Origin of the sequence: Solibacillus sp. FSL W8-0474 (assembly GCF_038004065.1) — a bacterium.
Lineage (GTDB): Bacteria > Bacillota > Bacilli > Bacillales_A > Planococcaceae > Solibacillus > Solibacillus faecavium.
Genome location: NZ_JBBOQJ010000001.1, coordinates 3,808,047 through 3,834,291 on the forward strand (window position 1 = coordinate 3,808,047; position 26,245 = coordinate 3,834,291).

Sequence of the window (26,245 nt, forward strand, 5' to 3'; positions counted from 1 at the left end):
TTTTCTATTTTTGAAGCTTTTTATTTGGCCAATAAGACCATTTTCCAAATACCGTAATAATTGCTGGTACAAGCAACGGACGTACAACAAACGTATCCAGTAATACTCCGACTGCCGTTACGATACCGAATTGTACTAATAATTGAATCGGTAATGTAGCTAATACTAAGAATGTACCCGCTAAAATTAACCCTGCCGAAGTAATAACTGCTCCAGTCGATGCAATACCATTCACAATTGCCTCACGATGAGCAATACCACGCTTTCGGTTTTTCCATATATCTGAAATCATGAATATATTATAATCATTTCCTAACGCAATAATAAATACAAAACTGTATAACGGAATTGCACTTGCCATCGCTTCATGCCCTAAGCCGTAATGGATTATTAACCAACCTGCACCTAAAGCTGAGAAGAAGGAAATCAATACAGTTACCATCAGTTGAATCGAAGTAATAAGGGCACGTAAGTAACCTAGTAAGACGATAAAAATAATGATAATCATAACAGGTTGAATAATATTTTCATCACCTGATTGCACAACCTTTGTATCTAATTGGGCGCTTGTTTCGCCCCCTATCCAGAACTGACCATCTTCCAGATTATTTTCAGCTAAAATCGACTTGACATCATCCTTCATCTGTTCAACATCATCCATTGCTTCATTAGAGTATGGATTTTTATCTAAATCTATTTCATAAAGCTGAATATTATTATTTACATCACCTGTACGCATTTCTTTTACAATGCTCACGTAAGGCAACCCTAATAATTGTTCTGTAATATTAATATCTGTTCCTTCTGAATCTACTAAAAGCTGTACCGGAGCTAATTCGCCTGGTGTGAAGTTATCTTCAATAATTGTAAAGCCTTCACGTGATGGCATATCTTCAGGGAATGAAGAAATTAAATCATAATTATATTTAATATTCGTTGAAGCGAAAGCTAAACCAATCAAAATTACACCTGCAATAACAATAACAAGCCATGGCTTTGTCGTTACGAATTCACCGACCGCACGCATATAACGGTGATTTGGCTTTCGAGGCTTATATGGTTTATTTTTCTTTTCCGCATGTGCTTTTTCAGCCGATTCCGTACGTGGAACGAATGGCCAAAATGCTGCACGACCTAAAATGCCGAGTACTGCCGGCAATAATGTGACAACGGCAAAACCAGTTATTAATACACCGAAACTAAATGGAACAGCGAATCGCTGGAAAGCACCATAGTCCGCTAAAGACAGTGTTGCTAAACCGATTACTACAGTTAAACCACTCATCACAATGGCACCGGTAGATTCACGTACTGCCATAGCTAACGCCGTAAATTTGTTTTCTTCTGTTAATAATATGTCACGGTAACGTGTAATTAAGAATAAACAATAGTCTGTACCCGCACCAAATAGTAGGACAATCATAATCGCTACTGCCTGCGCATCTTTATCGATCCAGCCGTTTTCTGCCATCACCCCTAATAAAGGACTTACAACTAAATATGCAATCCCAACAACAACTAAAGGAATAATAGCTAAAATTGGAGAACGGTAAATTAATAATAAAATGACTAAAATAATAATCACAGTGGCAATCATAAGTTGAACATCAGCTGCTTTAAAAAGATCCGTAGCATCAATTGAGATTCCAACCGGTCCCGAGAAACGAGCATGTAATCCTTTATCTTCCAGGTTCGACTCATATGGATTTTCGCCAAACTGTTCTTCCGTACGTTCTTTAATAATTGCTAAGTTTTCTTTTAATACATCTGTATTTTTATCTGGGGAGAAAAATACAGGTGTTACAAGTGCGGCCCCATTTTCCGATAATAAGCCCATCAATGCTTGAGCCGGAAGTTCATGGAATGGCGGAATAGATTCCTGCCCATTTAGTGGATCATCTGCAAGTTGCTTGTATAACCCTTGGATATTTGTCAAATCCTGTTCTGTAATTCCTGATTCGTTATACCAAGTAATTAATAATGGAATTCCACTATCGGAAGCAAATTCTTCTTCTAAAATTTTTCCTGCTTGTATTGATGTATATGTTTCTGGGATTTCATCACCCGCAAAATTTTCTACACTATTAATTTGCGGGAATATAAGTGCAAATGTAACAGCAAATACAATCCATAGCCCTAAAACTATCCAGCGTGTATTCTTGCCGCCCATTACACTTCCCCATTTTTCTAATGGATGTTTTGACATAATACAACCCCCTTCTCCTACTTTTCTATTTACCATTTTTTACTAATAATCATACCCTACAAATAATACCCTCATACATGGTTATACAAACATTGTACAGCATATGAAAAACATTTGACAAGTGCTTTTTTTTTCGATTGAATAGACATAAATAAGTAATTACTTAAGGAGGTGCAAAACTTGGTTAAAAAAACGTATTCTATTCAGCAAGTATCCGATATTACAAATCTTTCTAAACAACTGATTCGTAAATGGGAAGATCGCTATCAAATCATTCAACCTGAAAGATTGGACAATGGTTATCGCGTTTATTCCGAAGGCGAAGTACAAACTTTAATGCTGCTGAAAAACCATATAAATAATGGCATGACAATTAAGCAAGCTGTAGACCATTATCTTAAATATAAAGACGCCCCAGAAGTAAATCCTATTACTTTCTTTCATAAAGCGCTGATTAAGGCTGGTACGGAAGGGGATGAACATGAGATATTACATTTACTCGAACAGGCACACCATAAGTTTGGTGTTGAAAAGCTGATTCATGAAATTGTTGTTCCCTTTTTACATGAAATTGGCCAACTTTGGTGCGAAAATGCATGGGGGGAATATCAGGAAGCCATCAGTAGTCAAACGGTGCGAGACTTTTTAAGTCATATCCGTCGGCACTTTTACGTCCCAGAAGATGCTCCGCTCGTTTTAGGGAGCTGTCTTCCTGGAGAAAGACATGAAATCCCTATGCAGATTCTGCTTATTCAATGCATGTTACGTGGTTATCGAACACTAATGCTCGGTCCTTCACCTGCACCTACCGCGATTCAATCGACTATCGCTTTAAAAAAGCCGACCATTGTGCTCCTCACAGGATCCACTGAAATTGCTTTTACTGAATTTGCACAATCGATTACAACATTGGAAAAGTTGGCCCAAGCACATCAGGATATATCTTTTTATATTGGTGGAGCAGGTGCGGAGATCCACTATAGCGAATTTGAATTAAACGCTTTAAAATTATCACGCACGATTGATGATATCATCCCCGCAAAAAAGACTTAAAAAATAACCCTGACAATACAAGCTCACAGTAAAGGATGTTTTCCCCTACTATGAGCTTGTAATTTTTATATCCAATTTACAGTAGTTGTAATGTTGTGATACATGTTCCATCTTCTTCAAACGTTGTTAAATCCCCTGTTACACTTTTCCCATCATAAGACATTTCAACAATGAACGCTTCATTACGTGGCAACCATAAATCGATGAAACCATTCTCTAAAGTTGTCAACTTCTCATCCACTATAACTTCGCCTTTTTCATTTTCAATAAACACATCTATTTCCTTTTGAACTAATTCTCCTTGGCACCCTGTTAAACTATGGTCTTTACAAGGATGAGTTTCATTAACATACGGTGCAATCGAAATAAAAAACTCATCTTCAGGTAAATCATATGTAATTTTATTTTCATTTGTATCCGTTATGATTAATTGTGTTGAAGTAATTGATGCTTTTTCATCAGTCGTTTTGTTGGCACTATATTCCGCCACCAAACCCTTCACATCTTCGCTTTCGCCTTTTGAAATAGTTTCAGTTTCAGGCTCGACTCCCTTGTTATCGATCGCTTGACTATCCGTTTCCTTTTCATTACCGCACGCAGCTAAAAACATTATCACAAATACACTTAATACCATTGATTTCCAATTCATTTTTAGAACTCCCTCCCTTTATCCCAATATTGTAATCCATTTAGTGATGCAATACTGTGAAAAAGATAGGACAATTCTGAAAAATGATAGATTTTTCAAAAACAAGATTGATCATTTCACTTTTTTCGTAAAATGATCAATCTTTTTATAAAAATAAACTATTTATCTACGTCTTGGCTGGTTTTTACGTTCACTGCCTGACGTCTTTTTAGTGTCCGCAGGATGTCTTTCGTCTTTTACTTGATCATTAAGTTCTTCCATCGGGATCGGATCGACAAATTTCATTTCCTCATCTTTATCAAAAATACTTTCGTTTTCGGTATTTAATAAATCAGGATTGTCGAGTTTCTTATGTTTAATTTTTTCATCTCTTTCTTCTCTCATTTTTAAAAACCTCCCTTTCTAGTACTCATTATATTTATTACCCGAATACTAGAAAGAATACACCTTTTTCTCTCAAGTCAATTGTCCACCATGATTCCAAAAGAAAAATCCGTTGCACGAGTTTTTCGCACAACGGATCTATTTTTTATGCCTCTATATAGTCACGGGAATCAACATTACGAATCATATAATCAAATGCTCCTAAAGCTGCCGTTGCACCTGAACCCATTGAGATGACGATTTGTTTATACGCCGTGTCTGTACAATCACCTGCGGCAAAGATGCCAGAGACGTTTGTCGCACCGTGCTTATCGACAATAATCTCTCCATGCGCATTCATTTCTACTGCCCCTTGAAGGAACTCTGTATTTGGCAATAAGCCAATTTGAATAAATACGCCTTGCAATACAATTTGTTTTTCTTCACCTGTTTTTCGATCCTTATATGTTAAGCCATTTACTTTATCAGTACCTGTAATTTCTGTTGTTAAAGCATTCGTAATGATTGTTACGTTTTTCAGGCTACGAACACGTTCCTGGAGTACTTTATCAGCCTTCAATTCTTCACTTCGTTGAATTAGAGTTACGTGATTTACTACACCTGCTAAATCAATTGCAGCTTCAACACCTGAGTTACCTCCACCGATAACCGCTACATCTTTCCCTTTGAAGATTGGACCGTCGCAATGCGGACAATAAGCAACGCCTTTATTTTTAAACTTCTCTTCACCCGGCACTTCCAATTGACGATATCGTGCGCCTGTTGAAAGAATAACCGTTTTCCCTTTTAAGACAGCACCATTTTCCAATGTAACTTCAATAAGATCTTTTTTCTCGATCTTTTTAGCGCGCTGGGATTTCATGACATCGATTTCGTAGTCTAATACATGTGCCTCTAAGCTTGATACAAATGCAGGACCTTCCGTTGCCTTTGTTCCGATAATGTTTTCGATTGATAGCGTATCATTTACTTGACCACCGAAGCGCTCAGCAACAATACCTGTACGAATCCCTTTACGCGCCGAATAAATTGCCGCTGCAGAACCCGCCGGACCACCGCCTACAACTAATACATCAAAAGGTTCTTTATCCGCAAACTCCGAACCATCCGATACTTCCCCAAGCTTTGTTAAAATATCTTCCAATTCCATACGACCGCCGCCGAAATTTTCACCGTTCAAATAAACTGTAGGTACTGCCATAATGTCACGATCTTTAATCTCGTTCTGGAAAGTACCACCTTCAATCATCACGTTGGAAATGTTCGGATTTAACACTGACATAATATTTAATGCTTGTACAACATCCGGACAGTTGTGACAAGTTAAACTTACATACGTTTCAAATTTCAATGGCTGTTTAATTGATTGAATACGTTTTATAACCGCGGCATCTACTTTTGGCGCACGACCTGAAACTTGTAAAAGCGCTAAAACTAATGATGTAAATTCATGACCAAGCGGTAACCCTGCAAACACAACGCCTGATTCCTCTGCACCTACCTTATTAATGCTAAAGCTTGGTGTACGTTCCAACAATGCATGTTGCACCGTAATACGAGGCGACATTTTTTCAAGTTCCTCTACTAAATTGAGCATATCTTGTGATGTTTTGTCATCACCAATACTCGCTTTAATTAATAAATCTCCTTCAAGCATCGTTAAATACTGCTGTAATTGCACTTTAATTTGATTATCTAACATTGCACTGGCTGCTGTATGAATGCCGATGATTGTTCCCCCCGAAAAATAATCGACCATTCTCCCTCTAATACAGCAAGCCTTTCACCTTCTTTCATATTAAATTAAAAGATAGAGAGCTTGTCTTTCTTTTCCACGTTAAAAACAGAGCGACAAAAATCAAGCCATAATGGTTGTTTTTTGCCGCCTTTTTATTGTTATTTATAACTTAAAAGTTAGATTAGATTTTACCTACTAGATCCAAGCTTGGTGTTAGCGTATCTCCGCCTTCTTCCCATTTAGCTGGGCAAACTTCACCTGGATTGTTACGTACGTATTGAGCTGCTTTAATTTTGTTAACTAAAATCGATGCGTCACGACCGATACCGCCAGCATTGATTTCTACTGCTTGTACAATACCATCTGGATCGATGATGAATGTTCCGCGCTCTGCTAAACCATCTTCTTCGTTTAATACGTCAAATGCTTTAGAGATTGTATGTGATGGGTCACCAATCATAATGTATTCGATTTTACCGATAGCATCCGAAGTATCATGCCATGCTTTGTGAGTGAAGTGTGTGTCAGTTGATACTGAGTAGACTTCTACTCCTAAAGATTTTAAAGTAGCATATTCGTTTTGTAGATCTTCTAACTCAGTTGGGCAAACGAATGTGAAGTCTGCTGGGTAGAAGCATACTACTGACCATTGTCCTTTGAAGTTTTCTGAAGATACGTCGATGAATTCGCCTTTTTGGAATGCTTTTGCAGCGAATGGTGCTATTTCTTTACCGATTAATGCCATGATAAAATTCCTCCTATATAAATATCGTTGAATAATTATTATAAAATAATTATTATTACCATCTAAAATTATCTTACATTAATAATATTTCGTCAACTAGTAGCTACATAAATTGCGAGATTTTCTTGTAGAATGGTCAATCCCTTGGCAGATATCAATATCAGTATAATTCAAACATACAATAAATTGTATTTTAATAAAAGGAAATTCTCATATATACGTTATTCTTGTATACAGAAATTATGAAGAAATAATTATCCCTCAAAAAATTAAAAGCATTATCTCTTTTAATAGAATCAAATCATTTTAATTCTGGCAATTCTCGTTTAACACATCATTTCATCCTAATAAATGAGAAAGAGGATGCATCACGTACTATGTATTCTTCATAAAAAGTAAAAAAGTCTATGCAATAAGCTTTCACTTACAGCATAGACTTTTCTATTATTAGTTTGTAAAAGATAATACGGCATTTTTGTATTGAGCTAAGATTGCCGATGCTTCTTTTTTCGTTGTATATTCAAACATTCTAATATCGTTTGGATTATTAAAAATAGTTACTACCCACATAAATTCCAGCTCCTTTGAATTGTTTTATTTTGTGTAAGATAAAACTGCATTTGTATATTTTGCTAATTTTGTTGCTGCTTCGTTTTTCGTCGTATACTCGAACATACGTATATCATTTATGTTGTTAAATACTGTTACTACCCACATGTTTCATTTCTCCTTTTTTAAAACCTATTATTTTAAAAAGCCTATTCCCCAATGACTTTTGCGACTTGTTATATAACAACTTTCTTACTTCACATTGTACTCTCTTTTTATAAAATTAAAAGTGGAAAATACCCCTTTTCACAATGTGTTCAAAAATAAAACGCTTTCTTTGAACACTTTGTGACACCTCACTTTTATCGGTTTTAAATTTAATTTAGAAGAATAGATCATTAGCTAGCATCATCTGTTATAGCACACAATAAAAACGCTTTCAAAAGCAATTATAAATTTACATAGCACATCTTTTTATGCGCACGCTGTTTTAAAACCCAAAAAAACTGTGCTAAAAGTCAACCTGACTTTTAACACAGCCTTATACTTTTACTCATTGTGCTTTGCGGTTTATATAACTCATCACTGTATTTGTCCACGCTTTAACTTCCGCTTGTCGTTGTGGATCATTATTTGCCTTTTTCATAACAGCCGAAGTCCTGTCATAGGAGACATCACTCACCTCGTTTAATATAGTCCCGGTATTTTTTACTGAATGAATAACAGATTGAACAGAGTCCTTTTTAAATTCAATATCGGTTTTTAAACGATCCATTGTTTCCGTTAACTTTATTATTTCAGTTTGAATATAGCTCATCTGTTTTTGGATACCTTCAACACGTGCCAATAATAAAGTGACGATTTTTTTTATTGGTCCTAGAACAGCAACTATACATCCAACTAAAACAACAACAGCTATTCCTAATATTATAATTGAAGCCAAAAGCCAACTATTCATTAATATACCTCCTTCTATTCCTCTATTTTAATACATATACCCATTTGGCAATTATTAATACATCTGAAAAAATACGAAAGTGTGTTAAAAGCTTTCCCTCTTTCAACACACCTCATTTTTTATAAATAACGTCTTGCTCCTGAGTAATTCTTTTTATAGGCGCCATTATTCATCGATTCAATTTTCACTTTTGACGCATAATGTGGGGCATGCAGCATTTTACCTTCCCCCACATACAGACCGACATGATATACTTTCCCTTTGCCGCCATTATAAGCAAAAAATACAAGGTCTCCAGGCTTTAAGTCTTTCTTTGCAACTGCTTTCCCGCCTGTCGCTTGGTAAAATGAATCTCGGGGTATCATAATGCCGTGCGCTTTAAATACCGCATATAAAATTCCTGAACAATCATATCCCCATGAAGATGTTCCTGCCCATAAATACGGTAGATCTAAATAACGCTTCGCTTCTTTAATAATCGTTTGTGCTGTTGGTTTTGGCACTTTGCTATATGCTGTATACGATTTTGCGTCCCCCTTCTTTAATAGCTTAACGCCATCACTTGGTGTCTCGACGTAATAATACTTTTTATCTTCATCGATTACAGGTAAAATCGTCGCATAACTAATTTGAAGAAATTTTGTTTTTGCATCTTCCTCAAACAAGTGTGCTTTTTGTGAAGTTATGATTGCAATGGCACAGTCATCGTAATTTTTATTCGTCGTTGCGATATGGCTTTGTGGTACCCAGCCTGGGTAACCCGCTTTTAAATACGGTACATATTGATCTTTTGCCGCCACTCGTTGCCATTTTCCTTTTGTATCAAGCAGCGTAACCTCATCCCCGTACAATGCTTGCGTATCTGTACGTCCAACTAGCCACTTTTTCTGAGATAAGCTTAACGATGAAACCCACTTTTGCATTTCTACTGGATTTTTCGTTGAAGGATAATCAACAGCACGCGCTTGATTTGGTTTATTCCATAAATTTGTTACTGCAACATCGACTACATATCTTTTTTTATTCGTTTCTTTAACACAACTTTCAAAAACTGGTTGTTCTGGTTCAGTAGGTCGTAGTGATGGTTCGATAATTCTTGCAACATAAGAAGCAAAATTCCCGCGTGTCATCATTGCGTTTGGATTAAACTTTTCGTTTTTTGCAGGAAATAGAATTTGGTTTGCTACAAAAGCTTGAATGGCATTTGCCCCACTATGATTTTTAGGAATATCTGTATAAGTCACCTTTGCTTGCCCTGATAAGCTAAAAGCATGCGCAAGGATTTTCACTGCCTGTGCACGCGTGAGTTTTGTATCGGGATTAAATTTACCTTCAAACCCTGTCATAATACGCAGCTCTGTAATCGCTGCGATAATTGGCATGCGAGGGTCATCTACTGAAATATCTTCATATGTAGGTATTGCTATAGCTTCAGAATCAATTTGCATTGTTCGAACGATAAGTTCTGCCGCTTCATATCTTGTTATTGCATCATTTACCCGAAAAGGTTCATTTGGCACTATCGTGACTCCACCAAAATCACTTAAAACAGTAAGCTCTTCGCTTAATTTTGTGCCCTGCTGAACATCCGGAAATGTATTAGCATACCCTACACCGTTTGCTGCCGACAAAAAAATACATATTACTACAAATTGAAACAAAATCCTTCGAAACATAAACACTCTCTCCTCACTATCGTCGTTGTTGGAAACTAATTTGTATAAAAAAGCAGAAAATCTACTTAACAACCTAACTCTTTCTTACTAAATATAATAGTATTTATTGTATTTTTTATCTATGTTTTCTGTTAATGTTTTTTAATTTTTACAAATTTTTATTATATTCGGTTATTTATATATTTAAATTTAGGTCAAAAGTTTTCACGTGAAACATATTGCAACACTTTTCGACAATAACGTAATAACTTTTTATATGAATATTGTTTAAATATTTTTTATTGCATGTGACGTTACGTTAGCTTTTATACTACATATAAAGGGGTGGAAATGAATGTATTCAATTGGGGTATTCTCTAAAAAAACTGGCATTACAATTCGTACATTACGGTACTACGGTGAAAAAGGCTTACTGAAACCGGCCTATATTTCTGATGGCGGACAGCGCTATTATAATGACGACAGTATAATTACAGTTCAAAAGATTGTAACTTTTAAATACCTTGATTATTCTTTAGAGGATATTAAGGAACTTCTGGAAAAGAACGATTCCTTACTTGAATCTTTGGAACAGCAAAAATACCAGTTACTCATAAAGAAAAAACAACTTGAACAAATGATTTCAACAATCGATACCGCCATTCATATACACCAAGAACATACGGCTGTTGATCCTACGACATTATTGCTCGTTATCCATAGTTTATTAACAGAGGATGCTCAAAGGGACTATTTAAGACAATATATTCCTGAACAACTAATTGATCGCATATATAGCTATTTTGGTATGAACTTTATCGAAATTAATCGGTGCTATATTGAAAGTGTACATGAAATAAAGCAAGCTTTTATTTGCACTCCTACTGATACTGTATTAAAAGAGATCATCGAACGTTTATTTAGTATTATCCCGCAGGATTTAGCGCAAAGTTTAGTTCAGGAATTCGGGAAATATGAGACAATTGAAGTTGATAATTGGTTATTTTCAATTCCTTTTACTACTGAAGAGGAAAATTGGTTAATGGAACAAGTTGAGCGGTTAAAAATACTAGAGGAGGTTATTACATGAACGTTCAACTTAAGCAATTATGGGCACTCGTAAAAAGAAGTAAATTCCCAAAAAGGCTAGTCATAGTTGTTTTTGCCTTAAGCATTATTGAAACACTCGCTTCTTTAGCCGTACCCCTATTTACAATGAATATGATCAATGATTTTTCGAGTACTGGATTTGCATGGACAGCGGTAACCGCTGTAGCGGTCATTTTAGTTATTCAAGCAATACTAAGCGGTCTTACCTATTTCTTAATGCGCATGCTTGGAGAACGTATTGTTGCAAATTTACGCAATACACTATGGCAGCACATTTTACATTTAAAAACACCTTATTTTGATGCCCATGAATCGGGTGAAACGATGAGCCGTATTACACAAGATACAAGCGTTGTTAAAGAATTAGTGACAAGTCATCTTGTCAGCTTCGTTTCAGGTATTTTCTCTATTATTGGAGCGATAGCAATTTTATTGTGGATTGACTGGAAGATGACATTACTTATGTTAATTGCTGTGCCACTTGCCATTTTTGTCACAATACCGCTTGGACAAAGAATGCATAAAATAGCAAAAGCCAATCAAGATGAACTTGCTTCATTCAGCGGACATCTAGGCCGGGTATTATCGAATATTCGACTCGTGAAATCGTCTCAAACTGAGCGTTTGGAAAAGGAGCGTGGAGAAAACCGTATTGAGCAACTTTATCGATTCGGTCTAAAGGAAGCTAAAATTTTAGCTATTTTGTCCCCGATTATGACACTTATTATGATGGTTGTTCTAATTCTCTTGTTCGGTTACGGTGGTACTCAGGTTTCTACTGGTGCAATTTCTTCAGGGGCACTTGTAGCGATAATGATTTATTTAGTACAAATTATTATTCCATTTACACAAATGGCTACATTTTTTACTGCATTACAAAAAGCACTCGGTGCCACAGAGCGTATTCAATCCATCATTTCACAGGCGACTGAAAAGATTCCTGGCTCTGTTATCCCAACTACTGCACAGGCAATCGCCTTTCAAAATGTAAAATTTCAGTATGCCGAGCAGCCTATTTTAAAAGGAATGAACTTTACAATTCCTGCTGGCAAAACGACCGCATTTGTAAGTACTAGTGGCGGGGGGAAAACGACGATGTTTTCCTTAATTGAACGTTTTTATGAAGTGACAGATGGTGAAATTTTATATGGGCAGACAAATATTGAACAATATAACTTATATGAATGGCGAAAGCTGTTCGGCTATGTAACCCAGGATGCCCCGCTTATGAATGGTTCAATACGTGAAAATGTATTATACGGTCAACATGATGCAACAGAGGCGCAGGTTGTGGAAGCATTACGAGCTGCATATGCATATGATTTTGTTATGGCATTGGAACGGGGCTTGGATACCGAGGTTGGTGAAGGCGGCATTAAATTATCCGGCGGCCAAAAACAACGAATTGCGATAGCCCGGGCAATTTTACGTAACCCCCAAATATTATTATTAGATGAGGCAACATCTAATTTAGATAATGAATCAGAACGGGAAGTTCAGCTTGCTTTGCAGGCATTGATGAAAAACCGGACGACGATTATTATCGCCCACCGTCTTTCAACGATTACAAATGCCGATCAAATACTACTATTTGAAGAAGGCCAGCTTTCAGGCGCAGGCACACATGAGGAACTGATTAACTCCCACTCCTATTACAAGCAGCTGTGGTCAAAAATGCAAACGATTTAATATATATATAAGGAAGTATCCAAAATAAATTGGGTACTTCCGATTGTCGACAAAATGTCTCGAGAGGCCTTTTGTCTTTTTATTATAAATTTCAACTAGATGCTTAGCAGGGACAAGTTGTTAAAAAATTTCTCCTATTTAAAGGAATTAATAAGTTGATTGGAGTGGAGGGACCGTGACTCCACCGGGAAACGCACGCGCGGAAGATCCACTAAATTGTGCCTGCCGTGGTAGGCGCAATTTAGTTAGCTGGAGCCGTGCCCGGGGAAAGCATCGGTCCCGGAATGGAAATCAACGGTTCAATGTTAATTTAGTTTTCAAACAAAAAAGTTTAGCATATTAGCTAAGCTTTCATATGAACGAACTCTATATTTTTACATTGTTTTTTCAGTAAATCCAACACTTCGTTTAATTTACCGATTTCATCTTTTTCTACCATCCAAGAATTTTCATCATGCTGAGCAACATAAGAACTGCTAACATAGGGGGCGTTGTGCTCGGTAATAAGACGTACATAACCGAATGTCATGCCGGATTCCTTATAATCTACTCGTAAAATCTCCTGATAAGGAATGGCCTTTTTGCGAGGTTTTGCTTTTTTTATAAAAAGGAACTTCTCCCCCGCATAGTCAATTATTATATCCCTTTGATCCAGCATCACCTTATAGCCACCAAATAATTTAAAGCTATATGTTTTCATCGTTAACGACTCCATTTCAACTATCATTAGTTTTATTATACGGATTATGACGATGAAATTCTAATTTTGACAATGATTACAGTACTAACCGATCCTCTACTGTAATTTTCCCATTACTAGTTTTCAATTGAATTCGATGTTCTTTCGTTCCATGTGTATAATGCGACGTTTTTTCATTATAAATAGAGACAGAACCCCAGGCAGTCGAACTTTCAATTTCAACATTTTCTAGCTTTCCTTCTGTGCTTAATAAAATTTGCCCGTTATCGGATGCAAAATTTAATGGAGATTGCACAGTTTTTAATTGGGCTACAATCCGTCCATTTCTTGATTGTGCTTTAATTTGCCCTACAACATCTTTCAGTTCTACACGCCCGTTATCAGATTCTAATTGTAGTTGCTGACCAACTACATTCTCTGCAATAATTCGACCATTATTTGAACTTGCTTTTACATTTTTAATATTAGTTTCTGTAAGTACGACACGCCCATTAGCAGAGTGAGCATCAAGCATCTTCCCTTGAATATGATCTGTTAAAATACGACCGTTATCTGATCTTAAATAAAATTGCTGTGCGACTGTTTCGGATACCTTAATACGCCCACTGTCATTATTAATTTTTAGCTTCTCATATTGTTTTTTCGGCAAATGAATAACCGTATCTATAGGATTGATTGACCCTACTATCGTTATAAACCAAAAACGGCGAACTTGTTCTTGACGTTTTACGGCAATAAAAAGTGTATCATTTTTAATTTCCATCGTTGCTTCTGTTAAGTTGTCCTTATCCTTTGCTTCAATCATTGCCTCACTAGCATCTGTTGGAATAATTAATATGTTCACTCCGTCAGCTTCTATCTCTACATTGCGATATGGAATCGTTTCATCATTTTTCATAATGGCCATATTCTCTGTGAAATCCTCTTCATCATATGAGGCAAGAAGTTCTTCGGCTAACTCCTTTATATTTCCGAACGATTGAATGATTTCCTCTGTCGTTTTTCCCTCGGCACGACCATTTTCGAAATACTCCTCAAAGTCTCGGCGAATATCCTCCCGCTCTTGCTGCTGTAATTTTTCTAAATGGTGATCAAGTAAAATTAAAAATTGTTGTTCGTTCATTTTATTTGCTCCCTTGAATTAAAGTATTTACACCTGAAATAAAACTTTCCCATTCATTACGTAAGCTGTTTAGTTGTTCAATGCCTTGTTCGGTAATTTGATAATATTTGCGTGGTGGCCCCTCTGTAGACTCCATTAAGTACGTTGTAAAAAGTCCATCTTTTGTGAGCCTGCGCAACAACGGATAGACCGAGCCTTCTGAAATTTCTATTTGTGTTGAGATCGCCTGGACAAGCTCATATCCGTACATATCTTTCTGCTCTAACAAGGCGAGTACACATAAATTCAATACACCTTTTTTAAATTGAGGATTCACTACTTCACCTCACACCTCACTATTGTTTTATATACAGTAGTGTATCAAACACTACTGTTCATTGCAAGGTAGTGTACAAAAAATAATTGTGCTAAGTAAAAAACTTAGCACAACTTTTTTAAAACCTTTTATAAGCTCTATCATTAGAGAAATGGATAGCTGTCCACATCAATGTTGCAATTAAAAATAATTCGAAGGCATTTGTAATCGCATCGCTCCCAATATCAATAGGAACCGCACTGCCGATTGTCATAAAGATGGTTCCAACAAGCATCCACCACCACTTTCTTTTCCAGGCAAGCGTAACTGCAGCAATTAATAACGCCACAAGAACAATTAAAATCATGGGTGGTGGTCCTGAGGCGGCTTCGGTTGTACTATAGTTAAGCACCCCATATGACTCTTTTGGTGCGAGTTCAAGACCGCTTAATTCCATAAAATACTCGACAATCATTGCCACAATCCATAATGCACCAAATGAAAAGGCAACCCATTTTTTATATGCAAATTCAATATTCGCTTCTCTCATGACAAGTAATGAAAAAATGATCAAAGTTGGGGTAAAGATTGCGTGAAGCCAGAATCGTCCATAACTTAAATTTTTCAGTAACTCCCCTTCTCCAAACAAATGCCCTACCGCTAATATTGCATTATCATAAATAAGGGCAAGAATAACAAAAAATATAATAGCCGAAGCTGTTTTTTTATGTTTTGCAATTCCCCAAATCAAGATAACAATATAAGCTAATGCGAAAAATCCGAAAATGTAAGGATCCATTTACAATACCTCCTCCTAATTTCAACTCTTTCCTCTTTTACCCAATTTTATAAAATTTAAAGATTAGAAATGATATCAAGCGGGAATTATTCTCTAGATGATTATAAGGGGGATTATTTATGGAATTGCACAACGGTTTATTGTTTTGGCCTAGTACATTCGTTAAAAAACAACATTCAAACCCACCTATTAAGCCGCATTATGATGCCATCGTAGTTGGCGCCGGAATGAGTGGAATATTAACGGCAAAGGCATTAATGGATGAGGGATTAACCGTAGCTGTGCTAGAAAGAAACGAACTCGGCTATGGCAGTACTGCCGCAAATACAGGGCTTCTCCAATATTCAAATGACATTCAGTTGTATGAACTGAGCGAATTGATAGGTGAAGAGGATGCCGTACGCTTTTATAAACTTTGCTATGAAGCAGTTGATCAATTAGAGGAAATAACATCTTCATTACTAGATCAGGCAGATTTTATACGTCGCCCAAGCATCTGTTTTGCAAGTAAAAAAGGCGATGTAAAACTACTGGAAAAAGAGTGTGAAATGTTGGTTAAACACGGATTTCCTGCTGAGTTCTGGAACGAACTTATCGTAGAAAAGCGGTTGCCTTTTAAAGCGCCAGCTGCATTGTACACGAATAATGATGCAGAAGTAAATCCTTATAAACTTGTTGTCTCTTTAGCAGAACAGCTAATAGATCAAGGAATGGATTTATTTGAAAATACGTTTGCCAATGTTATTGAAAATGAAGGAAATGAGGTTATACTGCGGACAATGAATGGTGACTTTAAAGCATCCCGCATTGTCTATACAACCGGTTATGAGCGTCTTCCATACGGAACAATGGAAGGGGCAGACATTAATCGTTCCTATGCGATTGTTACTGAGCAAAAACCGAGCTTCGAGCGTTGGTATGAAAACGCACTCATTTGGGAAACAGCCCGTCCATATTTATACATGAGAAAAACGGTGGACAACCGCATTATAATAGGAGGATTGGATGAAAAGAAGGCATCACCTGCCAAACATGAAACAAAGGTTGATGCAATGGCAAATAGCCTACTCGATAAACTCCATGAGTTATTACCTAATGAAACCTTTCATGCACCATATAAATATTGTGCATCGTTCGGCGAATCATTGGACCACCTACCATTCATTGGGCAACATCCTGAAGAGCCAAATCATTATTATTTGCTTGGCTTTGGCGGCAACGGTACAGTTTATAGCATGCTCGGATCAAAAATTATAGCTGACTTAATCATGAACCGACCTAATGCCGATGCACGTATTGTTACATTAGACCGTAAATATGGTATTAAATAAATAACCGCCATGGTTTGTCTATTAGTTTGCAAAGACATCCATGGCTTTTTATTTTCAGCTTCCTAAAGTTTCATTGATTAGTATAATTACATCCATTTACAATATAATTAATACATTATTTAAGGGGGGAAATATATTGATTTTCAAATCAAAGGTTGATTGGTGGATGGCAGCTATTTTTCTCGCTGTACCTATTTCAATGATTTATGGAGTAATAACGGAACCTAATGCAATTTTAATGCTAGTTACTACAATTGTAACCGTTTTGTTAGCAACATTATTTTTTGGAACAAAATATATTATCGAGGGTGAAGAGCTAATTGTATATGGCGGTATTTATAAGAAACGTATTGATATTGAACAAATACGAAGCTTACGCCCATCGAAAAATCCGCTTTCTGCACCCGCAATGTCAATAGACCGTATCGAAATTACATATAATACTACTTTTAGTGAGGTCATCCTTGTCTCCCCTAAAGACAAAGAAGGCTTTGTTAAAATACTGCTCGAAATAAACCCAAATATAAAGTTAATTCCATAACTCAAAATACCACGCATGCTCAATACATCAACATGCGTGGATCGTTATACTTGTATGCCCTTTTCACTTAATCGTTTTGAAAAATCTTCAATAGTTAATGGTCGGCTGTAATAATAGCCTTGGACAAACTCACAATTAAAATCACGTAGTAGCAATAAGTCTTTATATTCCTCCACACCTTCTGCAACTATTTTTAAATCGAGTGCCCGCGCTAATGTAATTATAGCTGCTACCATTGCAACATCCGCTTCATTTTTATACATTTCATGGATGAACGAACGATCAATTTTTAACAGGTCTACCGGAAATCTTTTCAAATAGCTCAGTGACGAGTAGCCTGTACCAAAATCATCAATCGCTAATGTAATTCCCATTTCTTTCAATTGCATTATCGTGCTTAGTAAATCTACATTTTGATCTAGAAAGCTCATTTCGGTAATTTCTATTTCCAATGAACTCGGGGAAATTTCATTGGTTTTTAATATAGTTTTCAATCGCTCAATAAAATTTTCTGCTTTCAAATGGCTTGGTGAAATATTAACAGCAACTCGCATGTTCAAGTTAAATTGTTCATTCCATTTCATAACTTGGCGTCCAGCTTTAGCAATGACCCATTCACTAATATCTGTTATAAAACCAACCTCTTCGGCAAAGGGTATAAATTGGTCCGGTGCAACAAAGCCAAGTTCATCATCAAACCAGCGAATAAGTGCTTCCATTCCATCAATTTTATTCGTCTGCAAATTTACTTTAGGTTGGTAATATAGTTCAAATGCCTCGTTAATAATTGCATCATGCAATCTCGTTTCTAATTTCAGCATTTGATTATGCGAAAAACGTTGCTGCTTTTTATACATTACATAGCTTTTATTATTGCTTTTCTTCGCTTCATACATCGCAATATCTGCATATTTTAGGATGTCCTGCGCTGACTGACCATGATCGGGGAAATTCACGGCGCCTATACTAATTGATGCATAAAATTTATGATTATTTAAATCAAATTGCCGCTGAAATTGCATTTGGAGATCATCCACAATTTTTTCCAGTAATGTGGGTTCCTTTAAAATACAAACAAACTCATCTCCACTTAATCGGTAAAAAGTGACTTCATCACTATTTAAAGTTTTCATGCGTTGAGCTATTTCCACCAAGAAAATATCACCTATATGATGACCTAAACCATCATTAATATTTTTAAAGCGATTTACATCAAACAGCATAAGAGTGAACGGGTGATTTTCTACTTCTATCAGTTTATTTAAGTCATTTATTAATTGACGGCGATTTTGTAGTCCTGTCAAATCATCATGATGGGCGATATGTATCATTTCGCCGATTTTCTTCCGAGCTGTAATATCTGAACGTATAGAAATATATTGATACGGTTTTCCTTTAGAGTTTAAAAAAGGGACAATCGTTGTTTGCACCCAATATATTGATCCATCTTTAGCACAGTTACATATTTCCCCATGCCACGTTTGCCCTGAACCAATTGTACGCCACATTTCCTTAAAAAATGTTTTCGGGTGGTAAGCTGAGTTTAACAGTCGGTGGTCCTGTCCAATTAGCTCATTTCTTTCATATTTAGATATTTCACAAAATCGGTCATTTACCATTGTAATTACACCGCGTTGGTCAGTAACAGCTAAAATGGAGGCTTCGTCTAATGCCAATTTTATATTTTGTAATTCTTCTACTGTAAGTTGCATTGAACCTAGGACATTTGTCTCTTCTATTTTAACCATTCCTCCACCTCACATTTAACTTGTGAATATTTTCTATTACTATATTATATTACCAGCGCCTCTTTAATGAGTTATTATAGTTCTAAATAAACATTATTAATAGTACATATCATTAAATTCGGCTCATTTTCATTAATCTTTACCTTTTACTCCTATTTTTATAATCTATCACGATTATCTTCTTGCCTATCCATATTATTTTCTATTAGAATGGATGATTTTATAAAATAAACAAAGTATACACCCTTTAATTTCCTTTTTAGTAAAACTCTATTTATATTTCACTTAATTTTCTGATAAAATAGTATTAACTTAGTTTTAGAAAGGATGATTCAGATGAAAAACATGGCAAAGGTGATTGAAAAGTAGACATTATGCTCTTTTCAATCTATTTACAGAAAAGAACAATTGAAAAGAGGAAAACAATGTATAACAATCAAGAATTAACAATTCGACCTATTAATGAAAATGATATGAAACGCTTATGGGAACTAATTTATAAAGAGGAACAACCTGAGTGGAAAAAGTGGGATGCACCCTACTATCCGCATAAAGCTATCCCTTACGAAAGCTTTATTCAAAAAAATGGTGACTGGATTGGTGATGACAGCTTTTGGGTTATTGAAGTAGCTGGTGTCGTACGCGGGATTATTACGTATTATTGGGAGCATAAGCCGTCACAATGGCTTGAAATCGGCATTGTTTTGCACGAAGCTGGCTCTTGGGGTAAAGGCATCGGCACACGCGCATTGAAATTATGGATTGAACATTTATTTGAATCTATGCCACTTGTTCGGGTTGGATTCACCACTTGGTCAGGCAATGAACGGATGATTCATGTCGGTGAAAAACTTGGCATGCAAATGGAAGCGCGCATTCGTAAAGTCCGTTATTATGAAGGACATTATTACGATTCAATTCGTATGGGCATTTTACGAGAAGAATGGAAAGCTTTACATCAATAAAATTTAGGGGTGGATGAGTTGAGCATTTCGGAAAAACTTCAGGCAAATTTTAGTGAGATGATAGATATAAGAAGACATTTACACATGTATCCTGAGCTTTCTTTTAAAGAAGTAAATACACCAAAACTTATTGCTGAAAAACTTGCTTCATTTGGAATTGAAGTAAAAGAAAACGTTGGCGGTAATGGTGTTGTTGGGGTGTTAAAAGGTGCCTTTGATGGACCAACTATTGCATTTCGTGCAGATTTTGACGCACTTCCGATTCAAGATGAAAAGGATGTGTCTTACAAATCTAAAATTGATGGGATAAGTCACGCGTGTGGGCACGATATTCATACAGCTGCACTTCTTGGTTTAGCCAAAGCACTTGCCGATGCACGTGAAATTTTACACGGAAATATCGTTTTTATTCACCAGTTCGCTGAAGAAGTTGTTCCCGGCGGTGCAAAGGCTATGGTAGAGGCAGGTTGTTTGGAGGGGGTCGATTACGTATATGGTGCACATGTTGCTTCATGGAGCGAGCTCGGTAAGGTGCTGTTTTGTGAAGAATATGCGATGGCCGCTGCAGACTTTTTTGAACTGACAATTCAAGGAAAAGGCGGTCACGGAGCAGCTCCGCATGAAACAATTGATCCGATTGTCGCAGCAGCTCAATTTGTTTTCGGTGTACAGCCGATTGTAAGCCGTAATACTGATCCGATTGAATCCGCTGTTATTACTGTAGGCAAAATTGAAAGTGGAACCGTCGGCAATGTCATACCTGATAAGGCCTACTTAAAAGGGACTGTACGCACATTCAATCCCGAAGTGCGCGATATGGTAGAGCAAAAGTTAAATAATTTATGCAAGGCCATTGAAATTCAATACGACGCAAAGCTGGATTTTGACTATACACGTGGTTATGATGCAGTATACAATCATCCTGTCGAAACAGCTGCTTTACGCAAAGCCGTTTCAATTAATTTACCAAAGCTTCAAGTAATAGATGTACCGCCTCGTATGGGTGCCGAAGATTTTACGTATTATTTGCAGGAAAAGCCCGGTACATTCTTCTTCGTTGGTGGCGGTAATGACGACATAAATGCTATTTACCCGCATCACCATCCGAAATTTGATGTTGATGAACAGTCTATGCTGCATATAAGTGAGGTATTTTTACAAGCACTGACATTACATGGCGTACTAAAGTAATTCTTGGGATCTATCTATCTCTATTTCCGGATAGATCCTTCCAATTTTTGAGGTTGAAAAAAGGAGGGAAATGATGATTACACTTAAAGATATTCAGGATGCGAGACAGCGTATTCAAAATGTGGTCTTTGAAACCCCCATTCTTCAATCTGAGCATTTATCAAATTTATGTAGAAATCAGTTATTTTTAAAGGCAGAGCATTTACAAAAAACTGGTTCTTTTAAAATTCGTGGGGCAAGCAACATGGTCATTCATGCTATTGAAAATGGCGCCCGGCATGTAACAGCTGCTTCTTCCGGAAATCATGGTCAGGCAGTGGCTTACGTTGCCAATAAATACGGGATATCCTCCACAATTGTTGTACCTGAAAATGCGAGCCAGTGTAAAATTAATGCCATCTTAGGTTATAACGGTCAAGTTGAAAAGTGCGGAACAACTTCTGCTGAGCGTTTGCCAAGAGCAAAGCAAATTGCAGACGATCAAAACGGCACCTATATTCCCCCTTATGATGATCCCCTAATAATGGCAGGGCAAGGAACAGTGGGTCTGGAAGTTTTACAACAACTCCATAATATCGATGCTATTATTGTACCGATTGGCGGAGGTGGCTTAATTTCAGGAATTTTAACCGCAGTAAAAGAGACGAATCCTTCCATACAAATTATCGGCGTTGAACCTGAACTTGCACAGGACACCTATCTATCATTACAGAACAATAAAATTACGGCAATTCCCGAAACACATACTATTGCAGACGGTCTCCGTACAAATCAGCCGGGCGATTTAACATTCCCTGTATTATCGAAGTATTTAGACGACCTCGTTCTCATTAGTGAAGAGGAAATTCGCATGGCATTCAGCTTTGTACTTGAACGCATGAAACAACTAATCGAACCTTCAAGTGCTATAACAGTTGCAGCCGCGCTATATAATAAAATCAACATGCAAGGAAAAAATATTGTCACACTCATTTCCGGAGGCAACGTGGATATTCAACATGTGCATGGCATATTTGAAGATACCACTAAGTTTTCGCTTCTTCATACAAATGTTTAAAGATCATCCCAAAAGACCACTAACAAAAACTTAGGTTAGTGGTTTAATCTATAACCTTCTTTTCCATCGTTAAAGTCTCCATCACAAAACCTAACGGGCTTGTCATTACTTCTTCTATTGAAATATGAAACCCCAGTTTCCTATACAACCGTATATTAGCTTCTTCCGATTTCCGAACTTTGCAGCGCACATATGGAATTTCCTCATTAACCGCCAGCTTTTCAATATGTTTGACAAGCTTACTCGCAATTCCCCTTCCTTGGTATTCAGGCAATACCGATAACCTTGAAAAATAGATATAATCTTTATGATAAACCACTTTTACTACCCCCACAATCTGCCCTAGAAACTCTGTACCTAATATTAGTACATTACTTTCAAGCTCTTTTTTAATTGTTGATGCCGTTTCAATTAAAGCACTCGAGGGCATCGGATCATCTTCATAACGTTTAAATGCTGCATGAATTACTTTTATAATTTTCTCTTCATCTGTAACACTTCTAATCGTATCAAGCATTTATATAACCTCCTCATTTGAAATAAATGTATAAAAATAACATAACATTAATTAAAATACAAAAACAGTCCTATTAGTAAATTTTTAAAGCAAAAAATACATTACTTTATGACATATATAAATTGCATTTTGTAATTTATAATGTATAATAAAATTAACAAACAAACTAAGGAGGCGTTAATTATGGGGTTATTTAAACGCAAAATTGTTGATGAACGTGTACAAAATATACAAAACAAAATTTATCGTGAAATTTACTACATCGTATCCATTATTTGTCTTATTTCATTAATTACTAAAATGATTATTTACGGTCGGGGTGTAGAACATGTAGCAACTGAACTTATTATCCTATTTGTATGCGGTATTTATTATAGTTATCGCGCGATGTATACCGGGGTTTTATCGGAAGAGGTAGAAATCCATGATGCCAACAGTAAATTCCGATCTAGTACTAAAACTGTCTTTATCGGCATTCTTATTGGTGTTTTAATTGCTTTAGCAATGGGATTAAATAGCGGTATTAACTATGCAGATAGTAATGCCCAGGCTATTGAATATTTCTTTATGGTGTTTTTAATATCATTGCTTATTTACGCACCGTTTCTAGCGATATTTTTATTTATTGGCCATCAATCAGCTGTGAAGAAAAGCAAAAAAGTAAATGATAAGATGTTAAAAGATGATGAAGATACGTGGTGAATGCAGATGAAAAATGTACGTTTAAAAATGGCTCGTATTGAACATGATTTATCGCAGGATGAATTGGCTAAAAAAGTGGGGGTAACTCGACAAACGATCGGACTTATTGAGCTGGGCAAATACAACCCGACATTAAGTGTGTGTATAGCGATTTGTAAAACATTGAATAAAACGTTGGACGATTTGTTTTGGGAAGAACAATCTGAATAAAAGAGGACGCGTAAAAAGGCTAGTAAAAGTTATCTGCTTTTACTAGCCCCTTTTATTCTATAAATCCAATAAGTATAGCTGATCATCTGTATTAGATGGATTTCCTCGACCATCTGTATTGTTTGTAATAAAGTAAAGTTTATCTTCTTCTATCCAAACATCCCGTATTCGACCGACATCATTAACGATCTCTTCCACTTCTTTTGTATCTAAATTAAAAGCAAGTATCGCCGTCCCTCGCAGTGCAGCAACATATAGCTTTCCATTGTAAAAAGCCATACCTGAAGGAGCCCAAGTCGTTCCCTCACCTGAGGTAAATAAAGGAGACATTAATCCTTCTTGTTCTTCATCCCCATCGATAGTAGGCCAGCCATAATTTTGCCCTGCTTCTATTTCATTAATTTCATCATTCGAACTTTGTCCGTGCTCACTCGCATACATTTTTCCTTCTGGAGACCAAGTGATGCCTTGTGGATTGCGGTGTCCATAGCTATATACATATGAGTCAGGGAATGGGTTGTCCTTAGGAATACCGCCATCTAGTTGTATACGCAGTATTTTACCACCTAACGAATCCGTATCTTGCGCAATTTTGGGATCAGACGCATCACCTGCTGTAGCATAAAGCATGTTATCTGGACCTATTTTCAAACGGCCCCCGTGATGATAGGTGCCACTTGGGATTTCATCAACAAGCTCTTGCTTCTCTTGCCATCTATTGTTTTCTAATTGGAGTAACACAATCCGGTTAAACTGTTCTTGTCCTTTTTCGTAAGTATAATACGCAAATGCTTTATTTGACTGTTCGAAATCCGGTGCTAATACAAGTCCCAATAAGCCTGCCTCTGAAGCAGTTGAAAGTGTTTGTTCCAAGCTTACTTCCTGTCTTACTACTTCACCTTGCTCTACCTTTACAATATTTCCTGTACGCTCCGTAATATAAAAACTATCACCAATCTTATTAATTGCCCATGGTGCATTGAGGTTAGTTGCGATGGCTTCATATCGGCTATCAACCTGTATGTCCTCATTTGCAGGCAAAGGCTGAACCTGTTCGTCTTCTTTCGCTGAACATCCGAAGAAAAATAATACAACTATGCTTAATCCGACAAGCAGTTTCAAAATAAAACCTCCCTTTTTATAAATACTATCGTTCATATAAATACCCTAATAGTTGGACATTTACTATTCATTTTGGAGTATTTGCCCACCCCAAAAATAAAACACTTAAAATATTGCTATAACAACATTTTAAGTGTTTAATAATGATTTCTAAAAGGGCAGAATTTAATTATTTTTAATAAAATCTTCCGCTAAAATAGCTAAATAATCCATATCTTCATATACACTATCTTTTAAAAACTCTTGTCTATGGCGCCCTTCCCATATCATTCCTGACTTTTCCATTACTTTTCTTGAAGCTGTATTTCTAACCATACAGCGGCTATAAATTCTATTTAATTGATGTTCCTGAAATCCATATTCTATTATTTTCTTGCATGCTTCTGTTGCATACCCCTTGCCCCACTCCGAAACATCAATAAAATAACCTACCTCAGCATTTCTGTGATTTTTTGAAATCGTAACTAACCCACAATTTCCAATATAACGGCCATTTTCTTTTAGAAATACTGCAAATTCATAGGCTTTTCCTTGTTCAAAACTTTTCTGTAAATAAGAAATCCAACTATCCACCACTTCTCGGGGATAAGGATGCGGAATCATCACCATTGTATCTGCAATTTCTTTATGCTTAACGACATTGTAAATATCATCTGCAAATTCTTTTTCATAAGGCTTTAATAAGAGTCTTTCTGTTTCTAAAATCAATCACTATTCCTCCCTTCAATAAAATATTCCATATAAATATCATTTTCTTTAAATCCAATTTTCTTATATAGTGGTTTTCCCATCGGTGAAGAGATTAAAAATAGGTGATGAACATTTCTAGCCTGTGCTTCATCTATTAATCGTTCCATTAACTTTTTCGCTAATCCTTGGCCTCTACTTTCAGGCCTTGTATACATATTCAATATATATCCTCGAATACCTGTTGGGTTAAAATAGCTGGGTGGAAATGAAATAAATTGAATCGCTCCTGTCGCAATAATATGATTTCCCTCTTGTATTAACCATTGTACAAATTGACTTGATTTTAATTGATTCTCAAAAAAAGCTGTTAATTGTTCATCTATATTCGCAGACATATGTTGCCCTTCCTCGATCAATAACCGCTTACGCAAATCAATTAACAATTCCATATCGTCTACTGATGCCAATCGAAATTCCATTACTATACACCTGCCTTAATTCTATTTATCATTAATTAC

28 protein-coding genes are annotated in these 26,245 nt (G+C 36.4%); 10 read left to right on the forward strand and 18 right to left on the reverse strand.

Annotated elements, in window-relative coordinates:
- Nucleotides 1-4 precede the first annotated feature (4 nt).
- Complete coding sequence (locus NYE67_RS19250; RefSeq protein WP_340730809.1) at nt 5-2,206, reverse strand: MMPL family transporter; 2,202 nt, start codon at nt 2,204-2,206, stop codon at nt 5-7.
- Nucleotides 2,207-2,386: 180 nt separating this feature from the next.
- Here NYE67_RS19250 and NYE67_RS19255 point away from each other — a divergent pair, with 180 nt between their 5' ends.
- Nucleotides 2,387-3,259: a MerR family transcriptional regulator gene (locus NYE67_RS19255; protein ID WP_340730810.1), complete on the forward strand. Its 873-nt coding sequence runs from the start codon at nt 2,387-2,389 to the stop codon at nt 3,257-3,259.
- 76 nt (nt 3,260-3,335) lie between these two features.
- On the opposite strand, the gene NYE67_RS19260 is transcribed toward NYE67_RS19255, so the two are convergent.
- The 8 genes from NYE67_RS19260 to NYE67_RS19295 form a co-directional block, all read right to left on the reverse strand.
- Complete coding sequence (locus tag NYE67_RS19260; RefSeq protein WP_340726437.1) at nt 3,336-3,908, reverse strand: CueP family metal-binding protein; 573 nt, start codon at nt 3,906-3,908, stop codon at nt 3,336-3,338.
- 162 nt (nt 3,909-4,070) lie between these two features.
- Nucleotides 4,071-4,292 (reverse strand): hypothetical protein, encoded by a 222-nt coding sequence (locus NYE67_RS19265; protein WP_191701426.1) that lies wholly within the window; start codon nt 4,290-4,292, stop codon nt 4,071-4,073.
- Between the two features lie 145 nt (nt 4,293-4,437).
- Complete coding sequence (gene ahpF, locus NYE67_RS19270; protein ID WP_340727296.1) at nt 4,438-5,994, reverse strand: alkyl hydroperoxide reductase subunit F; 1,557 nt, start codon at nt 5,992-5,994, stop codon at nt 4,438-4,440.
- Nucleotides 5,995-6,211: 217 nt separating this feature from the next.
- A complete protein-coding gene (gene ahpC / locus NYE67_RS19275; protein WP_191701428.1) occupies nt 6,212-6,775 on the reverse strand; it encodes an alkyl hydroperoxide reductase subunit C in 564 nt (187 codons plus the stop codon).
- A 447-nt stretch (nt 6,776-7,222) separates the two neighbouring features.
- The gene (locus NYE67_RS19280; RefSeq protein WP_263617279.1) at nt 7,223-7,345 is read right to left on the reverse strand and encodes a hypothetical protein; all 123 of its coding nucleotides are present in this window, start codon (nt 7,343-7,345) and stop codon (nt 7,223-7,225) included.
- A 24-nt stretch (nt 7,346-7,369) separates the two neighbouring features.
- The gene (locus NYE67_RS19285; protein ID WP_263617280.1) at nt 7,370-7,492 is read right to left on the reverse strand and encodes a hypothetical protein; all 123 of its coding nucleotides are present in this window, start codon (nt 7,490-7,492) and stop codon (nt 7,370-7,372) included.
- Nucleotides 7,493-7,877: 385 nt separating this feature from the next.
- Entirely contained in the window at nt 7,878-8,282 is a 405-nt protein-coding gene (locus NYE67_RS19290) for a DUF948 domain-containing protein (RefSeq protein ID WP_340730811.1), read from the reverse strand.
- A gap of 119 nt (nt 8,283-8,401) precedes the next feature.
- Nucleotides 8,402-9,958 (reverse strand): NlpC/P60 family protein, encoded by a 1,557-nt coding sequence (locus tag NYE67_RS19295; RefSeq protein ID WP_340726441.1) that lies wholly within the window; start codon nt 9,956-9,958, stop codon nt 8,402-8,404.
- A 334-nt stretch (nt 9,959-10,292) separates the two neighbouring features.
- On the opposite strand from NYE67_RS19295, the gene NYE67_RS19300 reads away from it, so the two are divergent.
- A complete protein-coding gene (locus NYE67_RS19300; RefSeq protein ID WP_340730812.1) occupies nt 10,293-11,027 on the forward strand; it encodes a MerR family transcriptional regulator in 735 nt (244 codons plus the stop codon).
- The gene (locus NYE67_RS19305; protein WP_340730813.1) at nt 11,024-12,736 is read left to right on the forward strand and encodes an ABC transporter ATP-binding protein; all 1,713 of its coding nucleotides are present in this window, start codon (nt 11,024-11,026) and stop codon (nt 12,734-12,736) included. The genes NYE67_RS19300 and NYE67_RS19305 overlap by 4 nt, the downstream gene beginning before the upstream one ends.
- A 343-nt stretch (nt 12,737-13,079) precedes the next feature.
- Here the strand turns inward: NYE67_RS19305 and NYE67_RS19310 are convergent, their stop codons facing one another.
- The 4 genes from NYE67_RS19310 to NYE67_RS19325 form a co-directional block, all read right to left on the reverse strand.
- Nucleotides 13,080-13,436, reverse strand: a complete 357-nt coding sequence (locus tag NYE67_RS19310; RefSeq protein ID WP_340730814.1) for a hypothetical protein — start codon at nt 13,434-13,436, stop codon at nt 13,080-13,082.
- Nucleotides 13,437-13,512: 76 nt separating this feature from the next.
- Nucleotides 13,513-14,559 carry a DUF4097 family beta strand repeat-containing protein gene (locus NYE67_RS19315; RefSeq protein ID WP_340730815.1) on the reverse strand — a complete coding sequence of 349 codons (1,047 nt, stop codon included), beginning with the start codon at nt 14,557-14,559 and terminating at the stop codon, nt 13,513-13,515.
- A 1-nt stretch (nt 14,560) separates the two neighbouring features.
- Nucleotides 14,561-14,875, reverse strand: coding sequence for a PadR family transcriptional regulator (locus NYE67_RS19320; RefSeq protein ID WP_191701435.1), 315 nt, complete (start codon nt 14,873-14,875; stop codon nt 14,561-14,563).
- 118 nt (nt 14,876-14,993) lie between these two features.
- Nucleotides 14,994-15,653 carry a phospholipid phosphatase gene (locus tag NYE67_RS19325; RefSeq protein ID WP_340730816.1) on the reverse strand — a complete coding sequence of 220 codons (660 nt, stop codon included), beginning with the start codon at nt 15,651-15,653 and terminating at the stop codon, nt 14,994-14,996.
- Nucleotides 15,654-15,772: 119 nt separating this feature from the next.
- Between NYE67_RS19325 and NYE67_RS19330 the strand changes: the two genes are divergently transcribed.
- Together NYE67_RS19330 and NYE67_RS19335 are read left to right on the forward strand one after the other, a co-directional pair.
- Nucleotides 15,773-16,984 (forward strand): NAD(P)/FAD-dependent oxidoreductase, encoded by a 1,212-nt coding sequence (locus NYE67_RS19330; protein ID WP_340730817.1) that lies wholly within the window; start codon nt 15,773-15,775, stop codon nt 16,982-16,984.
- A gap of 136 nt (nt 16,985-17,120) precedes the next feature.
- Nucleotides 17,121-17,525: a PH domain-containing protein gene (locus NYE67_RS19335; protein ID WP_340730818.1), complete on the forward strand. Its 405-nt coding sequence runs from the start codon at nt 17,121-17,123 to the stop codon at nt 17,523-17,525.
- A gap of 44 nt (nt 17,526-17,569) precedes the next feature.
- Here NYE67_RS19335 and NYE67_RS19340 read toward each other — a convergent pair whose 3' ends face one another.
- The gene (locus tag NYE67_RS19340; RefSeq protein ID WP_340726449.1) at nt 17,570-19,273 is read right to left on the reverse strand and encodes a putative bifunctional diguanylate cyclase/phosphodiesterase; all 1,704 of its coding nucleotides are present in this window, start codon (nt 19,271-19,273) and stop codon (nt 17,570-17,572) included.
- A 425-nt stretch (nt 19,274-19,698) separates the two neighbouring features.
- On the opposite strand from NYE67_RS19340, the gene NYE67_RS19345 reads away from it, so the two are divergent.
- From NYE67_RS19345 to NYE67_RS19355, 3 genes are all read left to right on the forward strand, one after another.
- Complete coding sequence (locus NYE67_RS19345; RefSeq protein ID WP_340730819.1) at nt 19,699-20,238, forward strand: GNAT family N-acetyltransferase; 540 nt, start codon at nt 19,699-19,701, stop codon at nt 20,236-20,238.
- A gap of 9 nt (nt 20,239-20,247) precedes the next feature.
- Entirely contained in the window at nt 20,248-21,429 is a 1,182-nt protein-coding gene (locus NYE67_RS19350; RefSeq protein ID WP_340730820.1) for a M20 metallopeptidase family protein, read from the forward strand.
- Nucleotides 21,430-21,502: 73 nt separating this feature from the next.
- A complete protein-coding gene (locus NYE67_RS19355; protein WP_340730821.1) occupies nt 21,503-22,486 on the forward strand; it encodes a threonine ammonia-lyase in 984 nt (327 codons plus the stop codon).
- Nucleotides 22,487-22,529: 43 nt separating this feature from the next.
- Here NYE67_RS19355 and NYE67_RS19360 read toward each other — a convergent pair whose 3' ends face one another.
- Nucleotides 22,530-23,003, reverse strand: coding sequence for a GNAT family N-acetyltransferase (locus NYE67_RS19360; RefSeq protein WP_340730822.1), 474 nt, complete (start codon nt 23,001-23,003; stop codon nt 22,530-22,532).
- 183 nt (nt 23,004-23,186) lie between these two features.
- Between NYE67_RS19360 and NYE67_RS19365 the strand changes: the two genes are divergently transcribed.
- Together NYE67_RS19365 and NYE67_RS19370 are read left to right on the forward strand one after the other, a co-directional pair.
- Nucleotides 23,187-23,705 carry a DUF6773 family protein gene (locus tag NYE67_RS19365; protein WP_340730823.1) on the forward strand — a complete coding sequence of 173 codons (519 nt, stop codon included), beginning with the start codon at nt 23,187-23,189 and terminating at the stop codon, nt 23,703-23,705.
- Between the two features lie 6 nt (nt 23,706-23,711).
- Nucleotides 23,712-23,915 carry a helix-turn-helix transcriptional regulator gene (locus tag NYE67_RS19370; RefSeq protein WP_191701444.1) on the forward strand — a complete coding sequence of 68 codons (204 nt, stop codon included), beginning with the start codon at nt 23,712-23,714 and terminating at the stop codon, nt 23,913-23,915.
- Between the two features lie 57 nt (nt 23,916-23,972).
- Here the strand turns inward: NYE67_RS19370 and NYE67_RS19375 are convergent, their stop codons facing one another.
- The 3 genes from NYE67_RS19375 to NYE67_RS19385 all read right to left on the reverse strand — a co-directional run bounded on the left by NYE67_RS19375 (nt 23,973) and on the right by NYE67_RS19385 (nt 26,206).
- Nucleotides 23,973-25,037 (reverse strand): PQQ-dependent sugar dehydrogenase, encoded by a 1,065-nt coding sequence (locus tag NYE67_RS19375; RefSeq protein ID WP_340730824.1) that lies wholly within the window; start codon nt 25,035-25,037, stop codon nt 23,973-23,975.
- A 165-nt stretch (nt 25,038-25,202) separates the two neighbouring features.
- The gene (locus NYE67_RS19380; protein ID WP_340730825.1) at nt 25,203-25,745 is read right to left on the reverse strand and encodes a GNAT family N-acetyltransferase; all 543 of its coding nucleotides are present in this window, start codon (nt 25,743-25,745) and stop codon (nt 25,203-25,205) included.
- Nucleotides 25,742-26,206 (reverse strand): GNAT family N-acetyltransferase, encoded by a 465-nt coding sequence (locus tag NYE67_RS19385; RefSeq protein ID WP_340730826.1) that lies wholly within the window; start codon nt 26,204-26,206, stop codon nt 25,742-25,744. Before NYE67_RS19385 ends, NYE67_RS19380 begins: the two co-directional genes overlap by 4 nt.
- Between the last annotated feature and the right edge of the window lie 39 nt (nt 26,207-26,245).